Genomic DNA, 25,108 nt, shown 5'->3' with positions numbered 1-25,108 from the left:
GTTTCCTCGATCCTATAGACCTGATGTGGGAGCGATCACAAAATGACGCTTTCCTACCTTCCGCTACCCCGCTTGCGCCAATGCAAGTGGGAGGACCGCTGCTGCGCCTGCCTGCCGCAAAGCCCGTGCCGATACCGTCATCGTCCAGCGACTGTCGACCAGATCGTCCACCAACAACACAGGCTGGCTCCCAATATCGGCAAGAGCCTGGGCAAGTTCAGGCCCGACCACCAGCCGGTCCCACACGCCGGCGAGCCTGTAGGCGCTATTGCCGCCACGCGCGCCGGTTGGACCACCGTGAGCCGGCTGCAGCTGCCCCAAGTACGGCATTCTGCCTATTCCGGCTATCCCCTGGGCCAGCGAATCCACTAGTTGCGGTTTGCTTCGCGACGGGATGCTGACGACGGCCACCGGGCGTCCGACGCCGCTCCACGGCGTTCCGCCCTCGGCGCCTGACCACTCCCTCAGGACCTGCACGCATGCCTGCAGCATCCCCTGATCTACGGCCCGGTCCGGCGCACCGGCAGCAAACAGTTCACGGAGGGCGCCGCCCCAGCCAAGGTCTGTCAGCCTGGCCAGGACACGTCCCTCTGCAACGCTTTCGTCGGGTTTGATCTTTCCCTTGACGGCAACACCGAGCCGGTCCATTCCGCTGGGCCATTGAAGGCGCGGCTCTATTGCGATTCCTGCCCGGCGAAGAGTCTGATCTGCCGCCTCCACCGCCGAGTCCGCCACATCCACAGGGAACCATCGGCCCGCACAGTTGTCACAACGTCCACAGGCGGCAGCAGTTTCATCATCAAGCACCGAGGTGATGTACTCCATCCGGCAACCGGCCGTGTCCTGGTAGACCACCATGGAATCCTGCTCATCCACCCGCGCCTCGGCAATGCGCGCATAGCGTTCGGCGTCGTAATTCCATGGCCGGCCGGTTGACCGCCAACCGCCGCCAACGCGCTCGACGGCGCCATCCACCGCCAAAACCTTCAAGAGCAATTCCAGTGGCGTCCGGCGAAGGTCCACGCGGGCTTCCAATGCGACGGTGGACATGGCTGTGCCGGCATCGCCGAGGACAGCCAGCACGGCAGCTGCCTTCTCCTCGGACGGCATGGATGCTGTAGCGAAGTATTGCCAGATCTCGCGGTCTTCCGACCCAGGAAGGAGCAGTACATCGGCATTGGCGGCGCCACGGCCCGCGCGGCCGACTTGCTGGTAGTAGGCGACCGGTGATGATGGCGCCCCAAGGTGGATCACGAAGCCGAGGTCGGGTTTGTCGAAGCCCATGCCCAGGGCAGAGGTTGCCACCAGCGCCTTCACCTGATTGTCCTTGAGCAGTTGCTCTGCCCGCTCCCGGTCAGCGGGATCGGTCCTGCCTGTGTAAGAGAGCACGTTGTGTCCGGCTCCGGCAAGCAACCGCGCAGTGTCCTCGGCCGCAGAGACGGTGAGCGTATAAATGATGCCGCTCCCCGGCATGTCTGCAAGGTGGGTCAGCAGCCAGCCCAGCCGGTCCTTGGAGTCGGAGAGATTAAGGACCCCAAGACGCAGCGACTCCCGCCCCAAGCCCCCGCGGATGGTCAGCACTCCTGCGCCGAGCTGCTCTTCAATGTCATGGACCACCCTGGAGTTGGCAGTAGCAGTGGTTGCCAGGACTGGAACGGTCTCCGGCAACTGGGCGATGAGGTCGGAGATGCGGCGGTAATCGGGCCGGAAGTCGTGTCCCCAGTCGGAAATACAGTGGGCTTCGTCGATCACTAGAAGCCCTGTCCTCCGGATAAGCTCCGGAAGCTGGTTCTCCCGGAAGGACGGATTGGTCAGGCGCTCGGGAGACACGAGGAGAACGTCGACCTCGTCTGCCGCCAACTGGGCCAGGACTGTGTCCCATTCAAGGGCGTTGGCGGAATTGATGGCCACAGCACGGACACCTGCACGCGCAGCGGCGGCCACCTGGTCACGCATGAGCGCCAGCAGGGGTGAGACGATCAGGGTCGGTCCGGCTCCCCTGCGGCGCAAGAGCAAGGATGAAACGAAGTAGACGGCGGACTTTCCCCAGCCGGTGCGCTGGACCACGAGCGCCCTTCGGCCGGCATCCACCAAAGCCTCGATCGCTTCGAACTGGCCATCGTGGAACTGCGCCTCAGGGTGGCCTACAAGTTCGCGAAGGCAAGCCAGCGCCTCCTGCTGGGTTGTCGATTGCACGGGAGCGGCAGTGTTTGGGGAGTTGTTGGCCATGACCCCAGTATTCCAGTCGCCCCTGACAGCAAGACCGGAGCAGATCAGCTATGTGGATAAACAGCCAGTGGATGACTGCTATCCACATGGGGAGGCCCCCGGTTCATGCCGTGCTGGGTAGCCACAGTAGGATTGAGCCCGTGACTAGCGAGCAGAACAAGACATTCGACCTCTCGGCATCCTTCAAGGCGTACGACGTCCGGGGGATCGTGGGTGAATCCATCACGTCTGAAATCGTCGAGGCAGTCGGCGCTGCCTTCATCGACGTCCTGGGCCTTGAGGGCGAAACTGTCCTGGTCGGTGGCGACATGCGTCCTTCGTCACCGGAGTTCAGCCAGGCCTTCGCCAACGGCGCGGCCACGCGTGGGGCCAGTGTACAACTCCTGGACCTGATCTCCACCGATGAGCTCTACTACGCATGCGGCGCCCTGAATGCAGCCGGCGCCACGTTCACCGCCAGCCACAACCCCGCCGAATACAACGGCATCAAGATGGCCAAGGCCGGCGCCCAACCCATTTCCTCCGAAAGCGGATTGAAAGAGATCCAGGCGCTCGCGGAGCAGTATCTGAACGCAGGCACCATCCCTTCCGCAGCGACGCGCGGCGAGATCGGTGTCCATGATGTCTTGAAGGACTACTCCGAGTACCTGCGCAAGCTGGTGGACCTTTCCGGTTCCCGGCCGCTGAAGATCGTGGTCGACGCCGGCAACGGCATGGCCGGCCTCACCACCCCTGCCGTCCTGGGAGACAAGTTGCTCCCGGCCCTGCCCTTCGAGATCATCCCGCTCTACTTCGAACTGGACGGTTCCTTCCCGAACCACCCCGCCAACCCGCTGGAACCGGAAAACCTCCGCGACCTCCAGGCGGCGGTCGTCAAGCACGGCGCGGACATCGGCCTGGCGTTCGACGGCGACGCCGACCGCTGCTTCGTGATCGACGAAAAGGGCGAGCCCGTGTCCCCGTCGGCCATTACCGGCATGGTTGCCCGCCGCGAGATCGCCCGGGCACGGAAGGCCGGGGAAGAAACTCCAGTCATCATCCACAATCTCCTGACCTCAAAGGCCGTTCCCGAGCTCGTGGCAAAGGATGGCGGCCGTGCCGTCCGGACGCGTGTGGGGCACTCCTTCATCAAGGCAGTCATGGCGGAAGAAGGAGCGGTGTTCGGCGGGGAGCACTCCGCGCACTTCTACTTCAGGGACTTCTGGAACGCAGACACCGGCATGCTCGCAGCCATGCACGTACTCGCTGCCCTCGGAGAGCAGGACGGCCCGCTCTCCGAACTCGGCCGCCAATACGAACCCTACGTTTCGTCGGGCGAAATCAACTCCGAGATCGAAGACAAAGCCGGCGCCGTAGAGCGTGTCCGCGTCGACTTTGAAAGCGAAGACATCGAGATCGACCACATGGACGGCAGCACCTTCACCGCGAAGGACGGCAGCTGGTGGTTCAACCTCCGCCCGTCCAACACCGAGCCCTTCCTGCGGTTGAACGCCGAGGCCAAGGACCAGCCCACCATGGAGAAGATCCGCGACCGCGTCCTGGCGCTGGTACGCGGCTAGGCTTACAGCCGTGACGCAGCTTTCGCCCGAGGAACGGACCTCTCCCGAATCCGAATTGGCCGCTGTCGTGGCCGAGGCCTTGAAACTGGCCGACGCTCAATTGGTCCTCAACAAGAGCTTCGCCCCGTTCGTCTTCATGCTCGACGCTGAGGGCGCCGTCCACCGCGGCGAGGTCCCCCAGGAAATCCGGGGGACCATGCCCTCGGACCCGGAGGTGTCCGTTAAGCTGACCGTCGATCTCTTTTCGGGCTATGCCGAAAACCTCTTCGCGATGGTCGCTGTATTGGATCCGGAGTCGGGCAAGAATGAGGACACGCTCCACCTCTGGGCCGAACACCGCAGTGGCATTGCCCAGCTCATCCGGGTGGACTTCACCCGCAAGAAATTCCTGAAGCACCCCACATTCAGCGAACCCCGGGTCGAGGCCCAGGCTGCCCACCTGTGGAATGGCGAAACGGCCTCACCCGCGGAGGAATGGTGGCACCAAGGACTTTCGGAGCAGGCCATCCAGGATGTTTTCAAGCTTGTGGGTGTCGCAGTTCCGTTCGCCGAGGATCAGCTGTCCAGGAACGGCGTCCTGGCCCCATACGGCGCAAGCACCGATCTCTCCGGCGAGGTAGCGCACCGCATGGCCTACTTGGAGCCCAACGAGGATGACGAACTGGATTCCTCCGAAGCAATCCAGTTAATGACCGAAGGCTTTCGGCTGGAGAAAGACACACTGCGCGGAACCTGCATCGTGGCTGACGTCAGCATCAAGCTCGAGGAGGGCGGTGTTTTGGACGCCGTCAGACTGCACATCGAGCATTCCGAAGGGTTGTCAATGCACATCGTCAAGCCTTATGAGCTGGACGGCGAATCCGGCACGGTCGCCTTCGGCGAGTCAGCGGTGGTTCCCGCACAGGCCCAGGTGTGGTCAGTATGAGTGAACAACCAAACGGCAGCACCCTGCCGGAAGAATCGGAAGAATCAGCCCAGGACCGCGAGCTCCGGGAAACCCTGGGCACTGGCCTCGGGACCGCCCAGGAGCATCTCCAACAGAATGGCGGCTTCTTCCCCTTCGGCATCACGCTCGGGAGTGATGGCGAACTCCGGATCGTCATGGTGACTCCCGGGGAACCTGACGAGGATGGCCAGGTAGATGCCGGTCAGATGCTGACCGATCTTCACGAACTCTTACGCCAAGGCCGGGATGAATACCGCGCGGTTGCCATCGTCAGCGATGTCAGTTTGCCCGAACATGGTTCAGACGGCATTCACGGCGCGGCGGAGCACCGTGATGGTGCTGTCCTGGCCGCCATCATTCCGTATGTCCCGGGAGCTGAGGGATTTACCTTCGCTGCCATGGAACCGGACACCCACGAGCCATCCATCTGGGTGGACTAGACCTACGATCTAGACTGATTCCATGAAAATCAACGCCTTCGCAGATGTGAGCCTTCGGGCCATCATGGTGTTGGCCGCAGCTCCCGAGGGTGCACTGCTGACCACCCAGGCAGTGGCAGATGCTGTTGGAACTCCGTACAACCACGTCAGCAAGGCCATGGTCCGTTTGCGTTCACTGGGGCTGATCGACGTCGAACGAGGCCGGCTGGGTGGGTCCCGGTTGAACGAAGCCGGGCGGAAAGCCACTGTGGGCGAGGTGCTGCGCCATTTGGACAGCCGGCAGGACCCGGCAGAGTGCCAGTCCCCCACCAAGAACTGCCCCCTCATCACCGAGTGCGGACTCCGTCACGCCATGACGCGCGCCAGGGAGGCGTTCTACCGTGAGCTCGATGCGGTGGTCATCTCATCCCTTCCCCACGCCCGGCAGATGAACCCGGTGTTCCAGTCAATCGGGCTTCGGCCTGAGATCCGGATGCCTGCAGCGCAGTAGCGGCCCACAGCCCCGCGCAAGGGACCTTCACGGAGCCTCCCGCTTCATAATTTGCACATCATTTCTACGAAGTGTAGAACTTGGAGTAAATACAAGCATTTCAAATGCCTGTATTTATCCGGCCGGACAGAAGGCCCGGCCTTAACCGCCAGGAGAACCATGCTCTCGGAAAAATCCCGTCCCGTCATTGAAGCCACCCTGCCATTGGTCGGATCCCGGATAGGCGAAATCACCGCGGATTTCTACAACCGCCTCTTCACCGCGCACCCCGGACTGTTGGACGGCCTGTTCAGCCGCTCCAACCAGCGTTCAGGCGAACAACAGAAGGCACTTGCCGGGAGCATCGCCGCTTTCGCCTCGCACCTGCTTACTAACCCGGACTCCCTGCCCGAGAAGGTCCTCTCCCGCATCGCTCACAAACACGCTTCCCTGGGCATCACCGAGGAACAGTACGACGTGGTCTACAAGCACCTGTTCGCAGCAATCGCGGCGGATCTGGCCGACGTCATTACCCCGGAAATTGCCGAGGCCTGGACCGAGGTCTACTGGCTCATGGCCGATGCCCTGATAAAGCTCGAGAAGGACCTCTACGCTAGCCAGGCAAACGACCGGATGTGGATGCCGTGGCGCGTGGTCGCAAAGGAACCCGCGGGCAAGGATTCCATTACTTTCACCTTGGAACCCGCGGATGAAACCCCGGTCACCGAAGCCAAACCGGGCCAGTACGTCAGCGTCAAAGTGACGCTCGCCGACGGCCTCCGACAGGTCCGTCAGTATTCGCTGTCCGGCGATGCCGGCACCAGCCGGATTTTCACCACCAAGCTCAACGACGGCGGTGAGGTGTCCACCGTCCTGCATGCCGACGTCGAACCCGGTGACATCCTGGAAATCTCGAATCCCTATGGTGAGATCACCCTCAAGGATGGCGAGGGACCGGTGATTCTCGCCTCGGCAGGCATCGGCTGCACTCCCACCGCATCCATCCTGCGTTCACTCGCCGAATCCGGCACGGATCGCGAGGTCATCGTGCTCCATGCCGAAAAGGCCATGGACAACTGGGCACTCAGCGGCCAGATGACCCAGGACGCATCCAGGATCGACGCCAAACTCGAGCTCTGGCTGGAGACGCCGCACGCCGGAGCCAAGGAGGGATTTATGTCCCTTCGCGAAATGGACCTGCCGGCTGACGCGTCACTTTACCTCTGCGGCCCGCTCCCTTTCATGAAGTCCATCCGCGACGAAGCAATCGACGCCGGGATTCCGGCCACCCGGATCCACTACGAAGTCTTTGGACCGGACGTCTGGCTCGCAAACTAACGCCGGAGCGCCAGGGAAACTTGCAGCCCAGGGACTCCAGCACCAAGCACGACGGCGGCCCGCCACCTTTCCAACGAAAGGTGACGGGCCGTCGTCGTTCACTTAAGAACGCCGTTGTTCCTAAGAGGTCTAGCCCAGACGGGTCTTGAGTCCGTCCAGCTCGGACTGGAGTGCCGCCGGGAGGGATTCGCCGAAGTTAGCGAACCATTCCTCGATGGACGCCAGCTCGGTTGCCCACTCGTCTGCATCGACGCGAACCGCGGCCTCAACCTCGGCCGGGGTCATGTCCAGGCCCTCAAGATCGATGGATTCGCCGGTCGGAACGAAACCGATCGGAGTCTCCACAGCGTCGGCCTTGCCTTCGAGGCGCTCGATGGCCCACTTGAGGACACGGGCGTTGTCCCCGAAGCCGGGCCACGCGAAGCCGCCTTCGGCCGTGCGACGGAACCAGTTGACCAGGAAGATCTTGGGCAGCCGCTCCGGGTTTGCCTTGGCCGACAGGTTGACCCAGTGGTTCAGGTAATCGCCGGCGTCGTAGCCGATGAACGGGAGCATGGCCATGGGATCGCGGCGCACAACGCCGACGGCACCGGCGGCAGCAGCAGTGGTTTCCGAGGACAGCGTGGAGCCCATGAAAATGCCGTTGGACCAGCTGCGGGCTTCGGTCACCAGGGGGATGGTGGTCTTGCGGCGGCCGCCGAACAGGATCGCGGACAGCTCCACGCCTTCCGGGCTGAAGTATTCTTCGGCCAGCATGTCGATCTGGTCGATCGGCGTGCAGAAGCGGGAGTTGGGGTGCGCTGCCGGGGTATCGGAGTCCGGAGTCCAGGACTCGCCACGCCAGTCGGTCAGGTGCGCCGGAGTTTCCTCGGTCATACCTTCCCACCAGACGCCTCCGTCATCTGTCAGGGCAACGTTGGTGAAGATGCTGTTGCCCTTGGCAATGGCGCGCATGGCGTTGGGGTTGGTGCCCCAACCGGTGCCGGGTGCGACGCCGAACAGGCCGGCCTCGGGGTTGACGGCGCGGAGTTCGCCTTCCTTGCCGAAGCGCATCCAGGTGATGTCGTCTCCGAGGGTCTCGACCTTCCAGCCCTTGATGGTGGGATCCAGCAGGGCGAGGTTGGTTTTGCCGCAAGCGGAGGGGAACGCAGCGGAGACGTAGTAGGTCTTCTGCTCGGGGGAGGTCAGCTTCAGGATGAGCATGTGCTCGGCGAGCCAGCCTTCATCGCGGGCCATGACCGATGCGATGCGCAGTGCGTAGCACTTCTTGCCGAGGAGGGCGTTTCCGCCGTAGCCGGAGCCGAAGGACCAGATGGAGCGCTCTTCGGGGAAGTGGACGATCCATTTGTCCGGGTTGCAGGGCCAGGCGACGTCGGCCTGGCCGGCTTCCAGAGGTGCGCCCAGCGAGTGGAGGGCGGGAACGAAGAATGCGTCGGTCTGGGTAATGCGGTCCAGGACATCGGTGCCGATGCGGGCCATGATGCGCATGGACGCTACGACGTAGGCGGAGTCAGTGATCTCGACGCCGAATTTGGGGTCCTCTGCGTCAAGGTGGCCCATGACGAACGGGATGACGTACATGGTGCGGCCACGCATGGAGCCGGCGAACAGGCCGCGCAGCTTCTGCTTCATCTCAGCCGGAGCCATCCAGTTATTGGTGAAGCCTGCGTCGCGTTCGTTTTCGGAGCAGATGAAGGTCTGCTCTTCCACGCGGGCAACGTCAGCGGGGTCGGAGAACGCCGCGAAGGAATTCGGGAACGTTTCCGGGTTGAGCCGCTTCAGCGTGCCGGCCTCGACGAGTTCGTCGGTGAGCTTCTTGTTTTCTGCTTCGCTGCCATCAACCCAGTGGATGCGGTCCGGCTGTGTCAGCTCGGCAACTTCCTCAACCCAAGCCAGCAGGCGTGCATGCGTAGTAGGTGCCTTCTCAAGCAGCGGCAGTCGCGCCAGATCGCCCATTGCGGTTCCCTTCCTCGGGTTCAGTGGTGTGTCCTAAACGATAGGGGCCGCGGACCAGACCATTCCCCTGTCAGACATCGGACATCCACCTACTCGAAAAGTAAAAACCCCTAAAAATCAACGATTCGGATTGAGGACGCGGCGTTTTAAGTGACTAAGGTCACGTAGACCGGTCTAGTTGCGCAGATTACAGCTTTTCGATTTGGAACTTCACATGAACTTCTGTAAAGTTTATTGAGGTTCGAGGGGGTCAGAGAAACAGACCGCCGAGAATCACGCGAAATGCGCCCATAGCTCAGCTGGATAGAGCGTCTGTCTACGGAACAGAAGGTCAGGGGTTCGAATCCCTTTGGGCGCACAAATCAAGACCCGCACCGGTTCGCCGGTGCGGGTCTTTTTTATGCCCGGAACAGCGGCAGGCGAGCCGTCCCGAAAACCGCAAGGGCCGCCGTCGGGCTTCTTCAGAAGATTCGACGGCGGCCCTTGGCGTCCGCTCAAGCGTCCGGAATAAACGGCAACGGCGGTGCGTACACGCGCCGCCGGGCCTTGGGGACCTCATGGACAGGGGCCGCGCGGCCCACAAGGTTGGTCAAAGTACCCAGACCCTCCACCGTCAGGCTCACAACATCGCCTCGTTCCAGCGGCGGCGGGGTCATGGCCCCGTACCATCCCCAAAATTCAGCCAGGCAGCCGCCCCCGCTGGTCCCGGATCCCAGGATGTCACCGCGACGGACCCAGGTTCCCCTGCTGGCGTAGGCCACAAGCTCCGCGAAGGTCCACGCCATGTTGGCCAGCGAATCCGTGGCAAGAACCCGTCCATTGACAGAAACGCTCATGGAGAGATTCAAGAAGCCGTCAGAAGTAACGTCGGCGAGTTCATCCTTGGTCACGAAGACCGGGCCCAGGGACGTGGCGGTGTCCTTGCCCTTGGCCGGCCCCAGCCCCACGGTCATCTCGCCGCGCTGAAGATCCCTTGCGGACCAGTCGTTCAGGATCATGTACCCGGCGATGTGCTCGCCGGCTTCCTCCACCGAGAGGTTGTAGCCGTCCGCACCAATGACCGCCGCCACCTCCAGCTCAAAGTCGAATTGCCCGGTACCTGGAGCCATCGCGACCGTGGCGTTGTGTCCGGTCACCGCGTGCGGGTTGGTGAAATAGAACGACGGCGCGTCATACCAGGCGGAGGGAATGCCCTTCCCTGCGGCTACTGAACGCAGGGCTCCGACGGTGTGCTGCTCGAAGGTGATGAAGTCCCGGATGGTCGGAGCCACGACGGGAGGCAGCAGTTCCACCGCCGCGAAATCCAGGGGTTCACCCTCCGTTGCTGTCCAGGGGCGGTCCAGCACGTCGAAGGCATCGAGCCCTGCCGGGTACAGGCGGCCTGACACCAAGTCGTCGTCGGCTTGACCAAGACGCGGTACGCCGTCAATGAGGAGTCGGAAGAATTTCACGCGGCCGCCCCGGAATCAAGAATGGCTACAGCACGGGTCCAGCCGGCGGAGGCTCCGTGGATCTTCACCGGGAAGCACGAAATGTTGAACCCGGTGGCCGGGAGCGCTTCCAGATTGTGCAGTTTCTCGATGTGGCAGTAACCGATCTCCATCCCGGCTTTGTGGCCTTCCCAGATCAACGTGTTATCGCCGGATTCCGCATACCGCTTGGCGGTGTGGATGAAGGGGGCGTCCCAACTCCAGGCATCGGTGCCGGTGACGCGGACGCCCCGGCTGGTAAGGAAGAGAGTGGCTTCGCGTCCCATCCCGCAACCCTTGGAAAGGTAATCGTCAAAGCCGTACCGGGTGCCGGCAGAGGTGTTGACCACCACGATGTCTCCCGGGACCAGCTCGTGCCCGATCCGGTGAAGCTCGGCCTCGACGTCGGCGGCCGTGGCAACGTAGCCGTCTTCGAATCCACGGAAGTCCAGTTTCACCCCGCGGCCGAAGCACCACTCCAAGGGAACCTCGTCAATGGTGATGGCGCGCGCTCCCCCGTCCATGGTGGAAGCGTAATGATACGGAGCATCCAGGTGTGTACCGGTATGGGTCGTGGCACTGATGCGCTCAATGGCCCAGCCTTCTTCCCCTGGAAGGTCCTCTTCGCCCATCCCCGGAAAGTAGGACACCAGGTCCTTGGCCGTTTCCTTGTGGGTGTAGTAGTCAATATGCGGCGTCATTCCGGGTGGATCAGAGGCGATACCGGCTCGGAGGCTGACGGAAAGGTCTATCAGGTCAGGCATTCTTGATGGATTCCTTCTCAAAATGGAAGTCGGTTGGGGAGTTGTCCGTGGAGGCGCCGCGGTGGGTATGGGGAAGGAGCAGCATGAGGGCAGCACCGGCCAGGAAGACTGCTCCGGACAGGATCAGCCCGGTGGAGAATCCCCAGGAGGCTGCAATCCCACCCATCACCAGGGGTGCGAACGCCGCCACTCCGCGTCCGATGTTGAAGCAGAAACCGGCGCCGGTGGTACGGATCCTGGTGGGGTACAGCTCCCCGAGGTACGAACCAAAAAGTCCGGCAAAGGTCATGAAGAAGGCGTACAGCGGTCCCATCCACAAGAGGACCGACTGGTTGGTGACCAGGCCGTACAGCGGCATCAACAGTCCGGTGCCGGCCAGGGAGAGCAGGATGGCGTTGCGCCTGCCAATCCGGTCGGCGATCCAGCCGAACACTATGTAGCCGGCAAACATGCCCAGGTTGAGGACGGTCATGAAGAGGCTGACCTGCCGGGGATCGAGGCCCCGCTCGGTGGAGAGGTAGCTGGGCATCCACGTTGAGGCTCCGTAGAAACCTACGAATGCGCAGACTGCCACCACGGTGGCGATGACTGTGCGGCGGCGATAAGTACCGGTGAAGAGTTCTTTGACGGTGACGTTGCCCTTCTGTTGCCGTGCGCGTTCTTCCAGCCAGGCCCTGGATTCGGGGAAGAAGAACACAACCATGAGCAAGGGCAGCAGTGCCGACAAACCGGTAACCAGGAAAAGGAGCCGCCAATCGGGCATGAAAGCGCCTGCAATCAGCGCTGCGGCCGCCCCGCCCAAGGGGTAGGCGGCCAGCACGAACGCCACGGCCCGCCCCCTTTGTTCGGCGGGCCAGGTCTCCACAATGTACGTGGACAGCACTGACCAGACTCCGCCAAGGCCTATGCCGGCCAGGAAGCGGAGGGCGACGAACACGCCATAGTTCGGCACCACGAAGAGCGCCGACGTCAGGGCAACGAACACCGCCATGGAGCCGATGAGCGCGATGCGGCGGCCGCGGTTGTCGGCCACCCACCCGGTCACGACGCTGGAACAACCCATGCCAAGCAGCGTGGCGGTAGCCAGGAGGCCGCCGGCAACCGGGGTCAGCTTCAGTTCGGCACTGATGGCCGGCAGCGCGAACGACAGCACTGCGATTTCCAGTGCATCAAACAGATAAATGATGAACGACCCAACAAGGATGAACCACTTGGTTCCACGTTTCATGGGATCCCTTTCGATGGGGGCATCGTTGCCCGGAACAGAAAGAGAACTTTGACACCCGTTCAGTTTCTGCTGGAATAGAATTTATACACCCATTCAATTTGTGTCAACGCTCACAGCTCCGACCAGCAAGGAGGCCGATAAGGTGGGACTCATGTCCACGGAAGTACAGGGAAATACCGCCGGAACCCGCCGCCGGGAGCAGATCTTGGATGTCGCGGTGGAAATGTTCGCCAACCGCGGCTTTGAAAGCACCACCATGCGGGCGGTTGCGGAGGAAACCGGCACAACGGCACCCCTGGTGATCTACCATTTCGCCACCAAGCTGGAGCTCTACAGGGCCGTCTTCGCCCGGTACCAGTACCTCAATGAGGAACGCCGCCGGCAGGTCCTCGCGGTGGATGCTTCGGCGGCCGACGCCGTCGAACGCATTGTGGACGCTTTCCTGATGCCGACCCTGAAAGCGCAGGAAACCGCGGACGGAAAGCTGTTCGCCCGCCTCGTCCTTCGGGAGGCCTCGGACCCGTCAGCTCACGACCGCGGAATCCTTGCCGAATACTTCGATCCCATGGCCAGGGACTTCATCCAGGTGATGCGCAAAGCCCTTCCGGACAAACCACCGGGGTTCCACGAGTGGGCCTATATGTTCGGCGTAGGCGCACTGACCGGCACCGCGCTCCCCCACCGCATCGCTTCCCTGTCGGAGCTGCCGAACATCAACGACTTCCGCTACGACTACCTCCGGACAGTCCTCATCGCCGGCTGGCGCGGCCACTGACCCGCGAAGCTGAGCCGCGCCGTTAACGGCAAGGGCCGCCGTCGTACTTCCGGTGAAAGTACGACGGCGGCCCTTGGGTGGAGTGCGTTACTCGCCGACGGCCTCGCTGATGCGGCGGCGAATGCCATCGAAATGCCGGTTGAGCAGCTCAGCGGCCGCTACCTTGTCCCCCGCGGCAACGGCGGCGTAGATGTCGCGGTGCATCGCTGCTGTTTTGACGAGGTCCTCGTTGCCCGGGCCGATCTCCACGTGGATCTTGCGGTAGACCTTCCAAAAGACGCCCATGAGGTTGATGAGGAGCTCGTTGTTGAGGGGTTCGAAAAGGCGTCGGTGGAACTCGGCGTCGGCGGCAACGAAGTTCTCGCCGGCTCCCGCCAATTCCTCCATCTGCTTGACCGATTCTTCGATGGACGCCAACTGCTCTTTGGTCATCACGTCCATGGAGGAACCAATCAGTCCCGACTCAAGGGCCTGGCGTACGTCCACCAACTGCAGCGCTTCGAGTCCCTGGTGACGCAGCGAGAGCCTGCCACGGAAGGTCAGCCCGTCGGCGAGCGCGTCGAAGTTGCTCGGCGCGACGAACATCCCGAACCCGTGGCGGATTTCGATGACGCCCAACGCCTGGAGCACCTTCAGTGACTCACGGAGGGTGTTGCGCCCAACACCGAGGGCTACCGACAGTTCGCTTTCCGTGGGCAAGGGATCGCCGGCCTCAAGCTCGCGCTCAAGGATCAATTCCATAATGTCCGACTGCAATGCGCGCAGCCGGGCCTGTGCGCTGAACCGCGCCTGCGGAACCACACCGGAAGTTGTCATGGCTTTCTCCTTGCCGTGCACCGGCCCCAAAGGTTTGAAGTGGTGCGGTGTTAATATTGAGGCGAGCTTAGCGCTCACCACAGAATGAGTAGCTCGCAACATACAATATCGGATGTCCCACCTCCCTGATAGACGTGGAGTGCGATTTCCCCGGATATCCCTGAGATTTCCGCCACGAACCGGCCGTAGCCGGATAACCGCAAGGCGCGCGGACTGCGCCCCGGCCGCTTAATCTCACTTGACGTTCCGCTGTGACCGCCCTTACAGTTTCCATACGAGCATCGGACGTCCTACATCCGATAACCCACGAAACTCGAATGGTGAGGCACCCTATGAGCAAGACGATCCAAAGCCTGCCGCTGGTCAACGATGCCAGCCGCCGGAACTTCCTGAAGCTGAGCGGCGCAGTTGGTGCAGCAGCCGCCTTCACGGCAACCCTTTCTGCGTGCGGCGGCGCTGCCAGCACCACGACCGGCAACGCAACGAACACAGCTGCAGTGAACAAGGACCTCATCATCGAGGCAGGCATTTCCTATGCACTCTCCACAGGCTTCGACCCCCTGAGCTCCTCGGGTGCGACCCCGATGGCAGCCAACCTGCACATCTTCGAAGGACTCATCGAGCTTCACCCGGCTACCCGGCAGCCGTACAACGCCCTGGCGGCAGCGGACCCCAAGAAGGTCAACGACACCACCTACCAGGTAACCATCCGCGACGGCGCGAAATTCCACGACGGTTCCCCCGTCACCACCGAAGACGTCGCCTTCTCCTTCACCCGCGTCATGGACCCGGCGAACAAGTCCCTCTTCTCCCAGTTCATCCCCTTCATCCAGGCCGTGAAGCCGCTGGATGAGAAGACGGTTGAATTCACGCTCAAGTACGCTTTCCCGGGCTTCGGTCCACGCATCTCCGTAGTGAAGATCGTCCCCAAGGCCCTCGCCACCGACCTGAAGGCCTTCGACGCCAAGCCGGTGGGCTCGGGCCCCTACAAGCTGGTCTCCGCCGTCAAGGACGACAAGATCGTCTTCGAGGCATTTGCCGACTACAACGGCCCCAAGCCCGCCCTGGCAAAGGGCATGACCTGGCTTCTCCTTTCCGATGCAGCAGCACGCGTCACCGCCGTCCAGTCCGGCCGCGTCCAGGCAATCGAGGACGTTCCGTACCTGGATGTCGACGGTTTGAAGTCCAAGGTGAAGGTCGAATCCGTCCAGTCCTTCGGCCTGCTGTTCCTCATGTTCAACTGTGCCAAAGCACCGTTCGACAACAAGCTGGTCCGCCAGGCCCTGCACTACGGCCTGGACAAGGAAGCCATCATCAAGAAGGCACTGTTCGGCAACGCCAAGGCAGCCACGTCCTACTTCCAGGAAGGCCACCCGGATTACGTCAAGGCCAAGAACGTCTATGGCTTTGATACCTCCAAGGCCGCGGACCTCCTGAAGCAGGCCGGCGTGACCAACCTGGAATTCGAGCTGCTCACCACGGACACCGCCTGGGTCAAGGATGTGGCCCCGCTGATCCTCGAATCCTGGAACAAGATCCCCGGTGTCAAGGTGACGGTCAAGAGCCTCCAGTCCGGTGCTTTGTACAGCGACCGCGTGGGCAAGGGCGACTACTCCGTGGTCGCAGCACCCGGCGACCCCTCAGTCTTCGGCAACGACGCGGACCTCCTCCTGAGCTGGTTCTACTCCGGCGCAACCTGGATGGACAAGCGCGCCTTCTGGACCACCCCGGAGCGCACCAAACTCCAGGACCTCATGGACAAGGGCTCCCAGGCCTCCGGTGATGCAGCCAAGAAGATCGTGGGCGAAATCGTGGACATGGTCTCGGACGAAGTTCCCCTCTACCCGGTCTTCCACCGCCAGCTCCCCAGCGCCTGGGACGAGAAGAAGCTCAACGGCTTCCAGCCTCTGCCCACCACCGGCCTGTCCTTCATCGACGTCGGACGCACGGCCTAAGCACCCCTCGCGTTGCGGGGCCTGCTCTGCGGCCTGAAACCCCCACAGAGCCCGCAGAGCAGGCCCCGCAACCAGCACCACCAACCAACCGGAGAACAAATTGGTCACGATATTGCGTCTGCTTGGCCGCAGGCTTGCAGCATTGCCATTGATGATCCTGGGCATCACGTTGCTCGTCTTCCTCGTCCTGCAGGCCGCTCCCGGAGACCAGGCAAGCTCCGCCCTCGGTGACGGCGCCAGCGAAGAAGCGAAGCAGCAGTACCGCCAGGACAATGGCCTCAACGATCCCCTGGTCCTGCAGTACTTCCGATTCCTCGGCAAGCTCCTGCAGTTCGACCTTGGCACCACCACCCCGCCGGCCAAGTCCGTGGCTTCCATGATCGGCTCGGCTTTCCCACTGACGCTCCAGCTCACTTTCCTGGGCGTCCTCATCGCCATCGTGCTCTCGCTGGCGTTCGGCATCCTCGGCGCGCTCTACCGCGACAAGTGGCAGGACCAGTTGGTCCGCGTCTTCTCCATCGCCGCGATCGCCACGCCGTCGTTCTGGTTGGGCATCCTGCTCATCCAGTGGTTCGCGCTCGGCGAGAACCCGATGTTCCCCTCGGGCGGAATTGCGACGCCGGAATCCGGCTTCGGCGGTTGGCTCAACTCGATGGCCCTCCCGGCCCTCGCCCTCGGCATTCCCGTGTCCGCCTCGCTGATCCGCGTGGTCCGCACCTCGATGGTGGAAGAACTGGACCGCGACTACGTCCGCACCGCCATCGGCAATGGTGTCCCCTACCGTGAGGTCGTCTCCAAGAACGTCCTCCGCAACGCACTCGTCACCCCGGTGACCGTGCTGGGACTGCGCGTCGGCTACCTGCTGGGCGGCGCCGTCGTGATTGAAATGATCTTCGCCCTGCCCGGCATGGGACAGCTGATCCTCAACGGCATCACCAACCTGGACGTCAACCTGGTCCAGGGCGTGGTGCTCACCATCTCCGTCACCTTCGTTCTGGTGAACATCGTGGTGGACCTTCTTTACCTGCTCATCAACCCCCGAATCAGGACGGTATAGCTCATGCGCAGCAAGCTCGCAGAACGGCTAAGTGCCCCGGGCATTCGTTTCAAGGCCCTGCCCTGGGGCTCCCGTATCGCCCTGCTCTTCCTCATCGTGATTGTCCTGGCCGCGGTCTTCGCGCCGGTCATTGCCCCGCACGATCCGCTGGAAACCTTCATTCCAGCCACCCCGCCCGGCGCCGAGCACTTCTTCGGTACCGACCGCCTAGGCCGCGACATCTTCTCCCGGCTCCTGTTCGGCGCACAATCGTCGCTGATGATCGGCCTCGGTGCGGTGGCTCTGGCCATCCTCGCCGGCGCTCTCCTGGGCTCCTTCGCGGCGACCTCCAGCAAGTCCGTGAATGAAATCATCATGCGGCTCATGGACATCCTCATGGCGTTCCCGGGCATCGCCCTGGCCGCCGTGCTGCTGGCAGCATTCGGCAACTCGGTCCCGACCATCATCATCGCGATCGCCATCATCTACACCCCGCAGTTGGCCCGCGTGGTCCGCGCCAACGTGCTGGCACAGTACGGCGAAGACTACGTCCGAGCCGAACGGGTGATCGGTGCCGGACGCTTCTACATCCTGGTCAAGCACATCGTCCGCAACACCGCCGCTCCGGTGCTGGTGTTCGCTACGGTCATGGTGGCAGACGCCATCATCCTGGAAGCTTCCCTGTCCTTCCTCGGCGCCGGTGTGCAGGATCCCGCCCCGTCCTGGGGCAACGTGATCTCCTACGGACGCAATCTAGTGCTGTCCGGCGGCTGGTGGGCCACCACCTTCGCCGGCCTGACCATCCTCCTGACAGTTCTGTCCCTGAACATCCTCGCCGAGGGCCTCACGGATGCGATGGTGAACCCGAAACTCCGCCGTGCGCCCGTAGTAAAGGACGACGACGGATCCGCCGCAGTTGTGGCCGTTGACACTGAGGTGGCAACCTCAGTTGCCCAGCCTTCGGTGGTTGAGGAACATGAGCTCGACGGCGTCCTTGCGGCTTCCGGTGACGGATCCGCTTCTGATGTGGCCACTTCAGCCGTGCTCACCGACGTCCGACTCGCTGCCGCGAATCCACACCTCCTGCTGGACCGTGAGCTGGAACTGCTCGCAGCCATCGAAGCGAAGCGCACCGACCGCCTCCCCCAGGTTGCGGCCGGCGCACGCAACGTCCTTGAGGTGAAGAACCTGTCCATCCGCTTCCCGGGCCGCTTCGGCGACATCGCGATCGTGGACAACGTGTCCTTCACCGTCCGCGAAGGCGAAACGATGGGCCTGGTGGGCGAATCCGGTTGCGGCAAGTCCATCACCTCGCTGGCCGTCATGGGCCTTCTTCCCAAAACAGCCCAGGTCACCGGTTCCATCATGTTCGACGGTAAGGAACTCCTGGACGCCAAGACGCAGCACAGCAATCCCAAGGCGTACGAGGGCCTCCGCGGTGAGCAGATTGCCATGGTCTACCAGGACGCCCTGAGCTCCCTGAACCCGTCCATGAAGATCAAGGACCAGCTGGAGCAGCTCACCAAACGCGGCGGACGGAAGACGCCCACCGAGCTCCTTGAAATGGTGAAACTGGACCCTGTCCGGACCCTCGCCAGCTACCCGCACGAGCTCTCCGGCGGCCAGCGTCAGCGTGTGCTGATCGCCATGGCCCTGTCCCGTTCGCCGAAGATCGTGGTTGCCGACGAGCCCACGACAGCCTTGGATGTCACCGTCCAGAAGCAGGTTGTGGATCTCCTCAACGAACTGCGCGAACAGCTCGGCTTCGCGATGGTATTCGTCAGCCACGACCTCGCGCTGGTGGCTTCCTTGGCGCATCGCATCACGGTGATGTACGCCGGCCAGGTGGTGGAATCCGCACGAGCCTCCGAACTCCTGCAGAACCCCAAACACGAGTACACCCGGGGTCTGCTGGGCGCCGTCCTTTCCATCGAAGCCGACGCCGTCCGGCTGCACCAGATTCCCGGCACCGTCCCGTCGCCCCGGGACTTCGCAACGGGCGACCGCTTCGCGGCCCGCTCACTGCGACCCGACGCCGATCCCCACCAGAAGCTGGTCCTCACCACGGTTTCTTCGGTTGACTCCGCAAACGGTGACGATGCCGACCACTACTGGGCCAGCCACTTGAAGGAGGACGCGAAATGAGCGAGTCAACCGGCAAGCCGGTCATCGAACTCAAGGACGTCAAGGTCTACCACCACGCACGGACCGGTGGTCTGTTCCGGCCGAACATCGTCAAAGCCGTGGACGGCGTGGACTTCACCATCAGCCGCGGCGAAACCGTGGGCATCGTCGGTGAGTCCGGCTGCGGCAAGTCCACGCTCGCGTCAGTGCTCGTGGGACTGCAGCCGCCGACGTCGGGCCAGGTCATGTTCCACGGAAAGCCTGCCATCAAACGGAACGCCGCCATGCGCAAGCAGTTCGGCCGCTCCGTCTCCGTGGTCTTCCAGGACCCGGCAACGGCACTGAACCCGCGCATGACCATCCAGGACATCCTCACGGATCCTTTGCAGATCCACGGCATCGGTAACGCGTCATCACGCGCCGCCAAGGTCAAGGAACTGTTGGCGCTGGTTGGCTTGCCGCAATCGGCAGCCGAAGTAACGCCGTCGCAGGTTTCCGGCGGCCAGCGCCAGCGTGTGGCGATCGCCCGCGCACTGGCCCTGGACCCGGACATCATCGTGGCGGATGAGCCGACGTCGGCCTTGGACGTTTCAGTCCGTGCGCAGGTTCTGAACCTGCTGTCCGACCTGAAGACCCAGCTGAACCTCGGCATGGTTTTCATTTCGCACGACATCCAAACCGTCCGGTACGTCTCGGACCGCATCTGCGTCATGTACTTCGGCAAGATCGTCGAACAGGGCACAGCCGCGCAGGTCTTCGACAACCCGAGCAACGACTACACCAAGAAGCTGCTGGGTGCCGCGCCGAGCTTGCTTCACATCTAGTTTTTCCCTTCACAAGTTACAAACAACGGAGAATTCTGTGTCCACTCAGTTCCAGGGCGTCATCCCCCCGGTCATCACCCCCCGCCACGCTGACGGCAGCATCGACACCGCGTCGCTGAAGAACGTCACCAAGCACCTGATCGACGGCGGTGTGTCCGGCCTCTTCGTCCTGGGCTCCTCCGGCGAAGTCCCGTACCTCAGCAACGACGAGCGTGAGCTGGTGGTCTCCACCATCGCCGACGCCAACGCCGGCGCGGTTCCGCTGATCGTGGGCGCCAACGAGCAGACCACCAACCGCGTGATCGAAGAAGCGCGCAAGGTGGTTGACCTGGGCGCTGACGCGATCGTAGTCACCTCCATGTACTACGCAATCGGCAACGCAGCGGAAACCGAAACGCACTTCCGCAGCATCCACGCCGCCATCGACAAGCCGATTTTCGCTTACGACGTCCCCGTCCGCACGCATTTCAAGCTGCCCACCGACCTCCTGGTCCGCCTCGGCCGTGACGGCGTCATTGCCGGTGTCAAGGATTCCTCGGGCGACGACGTTTCCTTCCGCCAGCTGCTCCTCGCAGCCAAGGACATCCCCGACTTCGACATCTTCACCGGTCACGAAGTTGTGGTGGACGGCGCCCTTCTAGGCGGCGCGCAGGGCGTTGTTCCGGGCCTGGGCAACGTTGACCCGGCAGGCTACCGCCGCCTGTTCGACGCCGCGCAAGCAGGCGACTGGGCAGGTGCGGCCCGCGAGCAGGACCGCTTGGCCGACGTCTTCGAGATCGTCTACACCCCCAACGGACGCGTCTCCGGCGGTGCCGCCGGCCTGGGTGCCTTCAAGACCGCGCTGCAGGTGATGGGCGTGATCGAGTCCAACACCATGAGCTCGCCCATGCTGTCCCTGAATGAATCCGAGACTGCTGCGATCCGCGAAATCCTTGAACGGAACGGGCTGGTCTAAGCATTCATGACCGCTCCCCTAGCCCAAGCGACCCACGTGATCGGCGTTGACCTCGGCGGCACCAAAACCGCTGCCGGGGTTGTTGACTCCACTGGTGTTGTGCTGATGTCGGAGACCATTCCGACGTTGAACCGGGCAGGTGGTGAAGCGATCCTCGACGCCACCTCTGCGCTGATCGCGGGCTTGGTGGAGCGCGCTGCCGACGCCGGACATACCGTGTCCGGCGTCGGTGTCGGCTCCGCAGGGGTTATCGACGCCGCTTCAGGGACCGTGGTGTCGGCAACGGATGCCATCCTCGGCTGGGCTGGGACGGCGCTTGCCGCCGGCTTGTCCGCGCGCCTCGGCCTGGACGTGCGTGCCGTCAACGACGTCCACGCCCATGCCCTCGGCGAAGCCTGGCTGGGTGCCGCCGCGGGATCGTCGAGTTCCCTCATGGTGGCCTTCGGGACCGGCGTCGGAGGCAGCTTTGTCCTGGACGGCACCCCTGTTCTTGGCCACCGGTTTGTCGGCGGGCATGTAGGGCACTTCGCTTCGCCTTACGCCACGTTCGACGGCGTTCCCCTGGCCTGCGTCTGTGGCTCTGCCGGGCACGTGGAGGCGATCGCTTCCGGACCTGCCATCCACGAGTCCTACCTCCGCTTGGGGGGTTCTGCCCTGGATGCCGCTGACACCCGTGGCGTGTTCGCGCTGGCCGAACCTGACAGCAACGCCGACGCAGCCACCGCGAGCACTCTCGCCGCGGCCCAAGCCGTTGAACTCGGCGCTGCCGCCGCCGGGCAAGCCGTCGGTGGCCTCATCAATATCCTGGACCCTGAAACCGTCGTGGTCTCCGGCGGCGTTGCCGACGCGGGCGACCTCTGGTGGACGCCCATGGAGATCGCCTTGCGCCGGGAACTGCTCTCGCCGCTGCTTTCCGTGCCGGTAGTCCGGGCAACCCTCGGCAACAGCGCTGCCATTGTTGGTGCTGCGAAACTCGTCCTTCAGTAAGGAAGACATCTTGATCCTCACTCCAGCAGGCCTCGAAGGCCTCCGTGCCCAACTGATCGTCTCCTGCCAGGCCTACCCGGGTGAGCCCATGCGCGATCCCCGGACCACCGGGCAGGTGGCCGCCTCGGCCGTGATCGGCGGGGCTGCGGCGATCCGTGTCCAGGGGTTGGCCGACGTGCAGTTCACGCGCACCGCCGTCGAGGTCCCTGTCATAGGCCTGTGGAAGGACGGACACGACGGTGTCTTCATCACTCCCACACTGCGGCACGCCCTCGCTGTGGCCAATGCCGGCGCACACGTTGTAGCCATTGACGGGACACGGCGTTCCCGACCGGATGGGCTTTCCCTCGCCGGGACCCTTGCCGGAATCCATGCGGAATCCCATGCTTTGGTCATGGCTGATTGCGGTTCGTTCGACGACGCCGTCGCCGCCGTTGAGGCGGGCGCGGACCTGATCGGGACCACCTTGGCCGGCTACACCGGCGAGCGCCCCAAGACCGACGGGCCGGACCTGGAGCTCCTGGAACGGATCGCTTCTGCCGGCTTGGGAAAGCCCTTGATAGCCGAGGGCCGCATCCACACCCCCACCCAGGCCCGCCAAGCCCTCGACGCCGGCGCCTTCGCCGTGGTTGTCGGGACCGCCATCACCCACCCGGCCAGCATCACGGGCTGGTTCAAGGGTGCGATGCACGCGTAGCTGCATTTTCTGCTGGATCATTCCGTGGACCCACCCTGTGTGTGCCCCGCATGGCGTGGGTTACCCCGCTCGGGACGGCGATGATCCAGCAGAATCTCCACGAACCTGTCCCCAGGACGTCTCCACCGGCCTGTCCAGCGCCTGTCCGTACTGGGACCACCCGCCGACAAACAGCTTGCCGCGGCCCATTCCCAGGTGCTCCATCATCAGCAGGTTGTGGCAGGCAGTCACCCCGGAGCCGCAGTAGGAAAGGGTGTTGTCCGCGGACTTGATGCCTGCCCGTTCGAAGTTTGCACGGATCCGGAGTTCGGGCAGCAACTGCCCGGAAGGGTCGAGGTTGCCGCGGCAAGGGACGTTGACGGCTCCGGGAATGTGGCCCGGACGAGGATCGATGGGGTCCTGTTTGCCCTCGAAACGGTCACGGTTCCTGGCATCCACCGTCACGTACCTCCCGGAAGCAGCGTCCGAGATATCGGCGAGATAGCCCGCCGGCCATGCCCGGGCCGTGAAGTTCCCTCGCGGCCTTGGCGCGGTTTCATCGGTGAGTCGGCCTGGATGGGAGTCCATCCCTCCCTGCAGGACCGCTGCCTTGTGTCCCGTCGACCTGAGCATCCACACGAGCCTGGCCGCGATGACTCCACCGGCGTCGTCGTAGGCAACTACTGTGTCCGCGTCATTGATACCGGCGGCCCGCATCCCCTCGGCGAACACTTCGGGATCGGGCAGCGGGTTCCGCCCGGCCTCAGGGGACGCCGGACCGGATAGCCAGCGGTCCAGATCGATGAACACCGCGCCAGGGAGATGCCCGCGCAGGTACTCGTCCCGCCCGGACGAGCCGTCGAGATACCATCGGGCGTCCGCCAGGACGATGCCCTCAAGGCGCCCCGCACACCACTTCCAATCAACAAAAGGCCTCAGGTGTTCGTTCATGTTCGGCAGCCTAATCAATCAATCCATATTTTGAGATACGGATATCAATATATGGACAATGCAAGGCTCCTGCCCTCACAACGCCAGCGGAGCGGTTGTAGGCTTTCCCCATGACTGCCGAGAGCTCCCGCGAATACGACGTAATAGTGATCGGCGCAGGCGCCGTTGGGGAAAACGTGGCGGACCGGGTGGTTCGGGGCGGCCTCTCGGCAGTAATCATTGAAAGCGAATTGGTTGGCGGCGAATGCTCGTATTGGGCCTGCATCCCCTCCAAGGCACTTCTCCGCCCCGGCAGCGTCCTCCATGCCGCCCAGGGAATTCCGGGTGCGACGGAGGCCGTTACCGGAACTATTGATGCCAACGCAGCTTTGAAGCACCGGGACTGGTTCACCAACAATTGGCAGGATGGCAGCCAGGTTGAATGGCTGGATAGCGCCGGCATTGACCTGATTCGCGGGCGCGGCCGGATAACCGGCCACCGCGAGGTTCACGTGGATGGGCTTGACGGCAACAGCTACGCCCTCAAGGCACACCACGCCGTAGTGGTCGCCACCGGCTCGAAGCCCACCGTCCCGGGTATCGAAGGCCTGCAGGACGTACCTTTCTGGACCACCAGGGAGGCCACAGCAGCCAAGGAAGTTCCGAAGCGGTTCGTCGTCCTCGGCGGTGGCGTGGCCGGCGTCGAACTGGCCCAGGCATTCGCCCGCTTGGGTTCCAATGTCACGCTGGTGGCGCGCGGGCGGCTGCTGAGCAGCTATGCGGAGGAAGCAGCGAACCTGGTCCTGGCCGGCCTTCGCGCCGATGGCGTCGCGGTCCACCTCCATAGCGACGTCCACAAGGTGGAGAAGAACGACGACGGTTCCATCACCGTGGTGCTCGACGGCAAGACACTCGTTGCCGACCAGCTGCTGGTCGCCTCAGGACGGCATCCCGCCCTGGCCAACCTGGGCTTGGAAAGCGTGGGCCTTGAAGCCGGGGACGGCAAACCGCTCCGGCTCACGACGGATGCCAGCGGGCTCGTCGAGGGCCCATCCGGCGGCGAAAGCAACGCACCGTGGCTCTATGCCGCCGGAGACGCTGCCGGGAAGGTGCTCCTGACACACCAAGGCAAATACGAAGCGAGGGCAACGGGGGACGCCATCGTGGCCCGGGCCAAGGGCGAACTGAAAGGCAGTCCGCAGCCTTGGAGCCCCTGGGCGCATACCGCCAATGATCACGCGGTGCCCAGCGTCGTCTTCACCGACCCCGAGGTTGCGTCCGTGGGTCAGGGCCTTGAGCAGGCACTCCTGCAGGGCAAGAACGTTACGGGGGTCGAACTTCCCATCAACGTCAGCGGCTCACAGCTGTACTCGCCGGACTACAAGGGGTGGGCCCAGATTGTGGTGGATGAGGACAGGAAGGTGATCCTGGGAGCGACGTTCGCAGGTCCCGGCGTCGCCGAACTCCTCCATTCGGCGACGATCGCCATCGTTGGGGAAGTGCCGCTTGACCGGCTCTGGCATGCGGTTCCGTCGTATCCGACCATCAGCGAGGTATGGCTGCGGCTTATGGAAAAGTACGGCCTCTGATTCTTATTTGAACTGACCAGTCAGTTCAGTTAGACTTTCAACA

General features: G+C 63.3%; 21 protein-coding genes and 1 tRNA gene. 15 read left to right on the top strand and 7 right to left on the bottom strand.

All coding sequences use genetic code 11. The annotated features are described in order from the left end of the window. Positions 1–63 precede the first annotated feature (63 nt). Positions 64–2,229, bottom strand: coding sequence for a RecQ family ATP-dependent DNA helicase (locus JMY29_RS03730; protein ID WP_189076121.1), 2,166 nt, complete (start codon positions 2,227–2,229; stop codon positions 64–66). Positions 2,230–2,369: 140 nt separating this feature from the next. Between JMY29_RS03730 and JMY29_RS03725 the strand changes: the two genes are divergently transcribed. The 5 genes from JMY29_RS03725 (at position 2,370) to JMY29_RS03705 (ending at position 6,981) form a co-directional block, all read left to right on the top strand. Next, entirely contained in the window at positions 2,370–3,788 is a 1,419-nt protein-coding gene (locus JMY29_RS03725) for a phosphomannomutase/phosphoglucomutase (RefSeq protein ID WP_189076122.1), read from the top strand. Positions 3,789–3,798: 10 nt separating this feature from the next. Continuing rightward, a complete protein-coding gene (locus JMY29_RS03720) occupies positions 3,799–4,713 on the top strand; it encodes a hypothetical protein (protein ID WP_055973232.1) in 915 nt (304 codons plus the stop codon). Beyond that, a complete protein-coding gene (locus JMY29_RS03715; RefSeq protein ID WP_018777941.1) occupies positions 4,710–5,174 on the top strand; it encodes a hypothetical protein in 465 nt (154 codons plus the stop codon). Before JMY29_RS03720 ends, JMY29_RS03715 begins: the two co-directional genes overlap by 4 nt. 22 nt (positions 5,175–5,196) lie before the next feature. Next, entirely contained in the window at positions 5,197–5,664 is a 468-nt protein-coding gene (locus JMY29_RS03710) for an RrF2 family transcriptional regulator (protein ID WP_018777942.1), read from the top strand. Between the two features lie 159 nt (positions 5,665–5,823). After that, positions 5,824–6,981: a globin domain-containing protein gene (locus JMY29_RS03705; RefSeq protein ID WP_110505035.1), complete on the top strand. Its 1,158-nt coding sequence runs from the start codon at positions 5,824–5,826 to the stop codon at positions 6,979–6,981. Positions 6,982–7,110: 129 nt separating this feature from the next. Here JMY29_RS03705 and JMY29_RS03700 read toward each other — a convergent pair whose 3' ends face one another. Next, positions 7,111–8,937: a phosphoenolpyruvate carboxykinase (GTP) gene (locus JMY29_RS03700; protein ID WP_018777944.1), complete on the bottom strand. Its 1,827-nt coding sequence runs from the start codon at positions 8,935–8,937 to the stop codon at positions 7,111–7,113. Positions 8,938–9,221: 284 nt separating this feature from the next. Here JMY29_RS03700 and JMY29_RS03695 point away from each other — a divergent pair. Continuing rightward, positions 9,222–9,295: transfer RNA gene (locus tag JMY29_RS03695), tRNA-Arg, on the top strand. A 136-nt stretch (positions 9,296–9,431) separates the two neighbouring features. Here the strand turns inward: JMY29_RS03695 and JMY29_RS03690 are convergent. Genes JMY29_RS03690 through JMY29_RS03680 form a run of 3 tightly spaced genes read right to left on the bottom strand, consistent with a single transcriptional unit; the run spans position 9,432 to position 12,398 of the window. Continuing rightward, positions 9,432–10,388, bottom strand: coding sequence for a fumarylacetoacetate hydrolase family protein (locus JMY29_RS03690; RefSeq protein ID WP_189076123.1), 957 nt, complete (start codon positions 10,386–10,388; stop codon positions 9,432–9,434). Then, entirely contained in the window at positions 10,385–11,170 is a 786-nt protein-coding gene (locus JMY29_RS03685) for a cyclase family protein (protein WP_189076124.1), read from the bottom strand. Before JMY29_RS03685 ends, JMY29_RS03690 begins: the two co-directional genes overlap by 4 nt. Beyond that, positions 11,163–12,398 carry an MFS transporter gene (locus JMY29_RS03680; protein ID WP_189076125.1) on the bottom strand — a complete coding sequence of 412 codons (1,236 nt, stop codon included), beginning with the start codon at positions 12,396–12,398 and terminating at the stop codon, positions 11,163–11,165. Before JMY29_RS03680 ends, JMY29_RS03685 begins: the two co-directional genes overlap by 8 nt. Positions 12,399–12,549: 151 nt before the next feature. Here JMY29_RS03680 and JMY29_RS03675 point away from each other — a divergent pair, with 151 nt between their 5' ends. Next, entirely contained in the window at positions 12,550–13,173 is a 624-nt protein-coding gene (locus JMY29_RS03675) for a TetR/AcrR family transcriptional regulator (protein ID WP_189076126.1), read from the top strand. 87 nt (positions 13,174–13,260) lie between these two features. Here the strand turns inward: JMY29_RS03675 and JMY29_RS03670 are convergent, their stop codons facing one another. After that, positions 13,261–13,989, bottom strand: a complete 729-nt coding sequence (locus JMY29_RS03670; protein ID WP_018777949.1) for a FadR/GntR family transcriptional regulator — start codon at positions 13,987–13,989, stop codon at positions 13,261–13,263. A 332-nt stretch (positions 13,990–14,321) separates the two neighbouring features. On the opposite strand from JMY29_RS03670, the gene JMY29_RS03665 reads away from it, so the two are divergent. From JMY29_RS03665 to JMY29_RS03635, 7 genes are all read left to right on the top strand, one after another. After that, positions 14,322–15,944 (top strand): ABC transporter substrate-binding protein, encoded by a 1,623-nt coding sequence (locus JMY29_RS03665; protein WP_374757515.1) that lies wholly within the window; start codon positions 14,322–14,324, stop codon positions 15,942–15,944. A 151-nt stretch (positions 15,945–16,095) separates the two neighbouring features. Beyond that, complete coding sequence (locus tag JMY29_RS03660) at positions 16,096–17,001, top strand: ABC transporter permease (protein WP_018777951.1); 906 nt, start codon at positions 16,096–16,098, stop codon at positions 16,999–17,001. A 3-nt stretch (positions 17,002–17,004) separates the two neighbouring features. Beyond that, a complete protein-coding gene (locus JMY29_RS03655) occupies positions 17,005–19,125 on the top strand; it encodes a dipeptide/oligopeptide/nickel ABC transporter permease/ATP-binding protein (RefSeq protein WP_064722627.1) in 2,121 nt (706 codons plus the stop codon). Then, positions 19,122–19,928, top strand: coding sequence for an ABC transporter ATP-binding protein (locus JMY29_RS03650; RefSeq protein WP_018777953.1), 807 nt, complete (start codon positions 19,122–19,124; stop codon positions 19,926–19,928). Before JMY29_RS03655 ends, JMY29_RS03650 begins: the two co-directional genes overlap by 4 nt. Before the next feature lie 37 nt (positions 19,929–19,965). Then, positions 19,966–20,883: a dihydrodipicolinate synthase family protein gene (locus tag JMY29_RS03645; protein ID WP_018777954.1), complete on the top strand. Its 918-nt coding sequence runs from the start codon at positions 19,966–19,968 to the stop codon at positions 20,881–20,883. A 6-nt stretch (positions 20,884–20,889) separates the two neighbouring features. After that, positions 20,890–21,870 (top strand): ROK family protein, encoded by a 981-nt coding sequence (locus tag JMY29_RS03640; protein WP_189076127.1) that lies wholly within the window; start codon positions 20,890–20,892, stop codon positions 21,868–21,870. Positions 21,871–21,880: 10 nt separating this feature from the next. Next, on the top strand, positions 21,881–22,567 hold the full coding sequence (locus JMY29_RS03635) for an N-acetylmannosamine-6-phosphate 2-epimerase (protein WP_189076128.1): 687 nt from the start codon (positions 21,881–21,883) through the stop codon (positions 22,565–22,567). 60 nt (positions 22,568–22,627) lie between these two features. On the opposite strand, the gene JMY29_RS03630 is transcribed toward JMY29_RS03635, so the two are convergent. Then, on the bottom strand, positions 22,628–23,497 hold the full coding sequence (locus tag JMY29_RS03630; RefSeq protein ID WP_055973198.1) for a sulfurtransferase: 870 nt from the start codon (positions 23,495–23,497) through the stop codon (positions 22,628–22,630). Positions 23,498–23,607: 110 nt separating this feature from the next. Here JMY29_RS03630 and JMY29_RS03625 point away from each other — a divergent pair, with 110 nt between their 5' ends. Continuing rightward, a complete protein-coding gene (locus JMY29_RS03625; RefSeq protein ID WP_189076129.1) occupies positions 23,608–25,065 on the top strand; it encodes a dihydrolipoyl dehydrogenase family protein in 1,458 nt (485 codons plus the stop codon). Positions 25,066–25,108: the final 43 nt, after the last annotated feature.

This window comes from Paenarthrobacter nicotinovorans (assembly GCF_021919345.1).
Classification (GTDB): Bacteria; Actinomycetota; Actinomycetes; order Actinomycetales; family Micrococcaceae; genus Arthrobacter; species Arthrobacter nicotinovorans.
The sequence above is the reverse complement of the archived record's forward strand: the minus strand, read 5'-3'. Positions and strand labels throughout refer to the sequence as shown.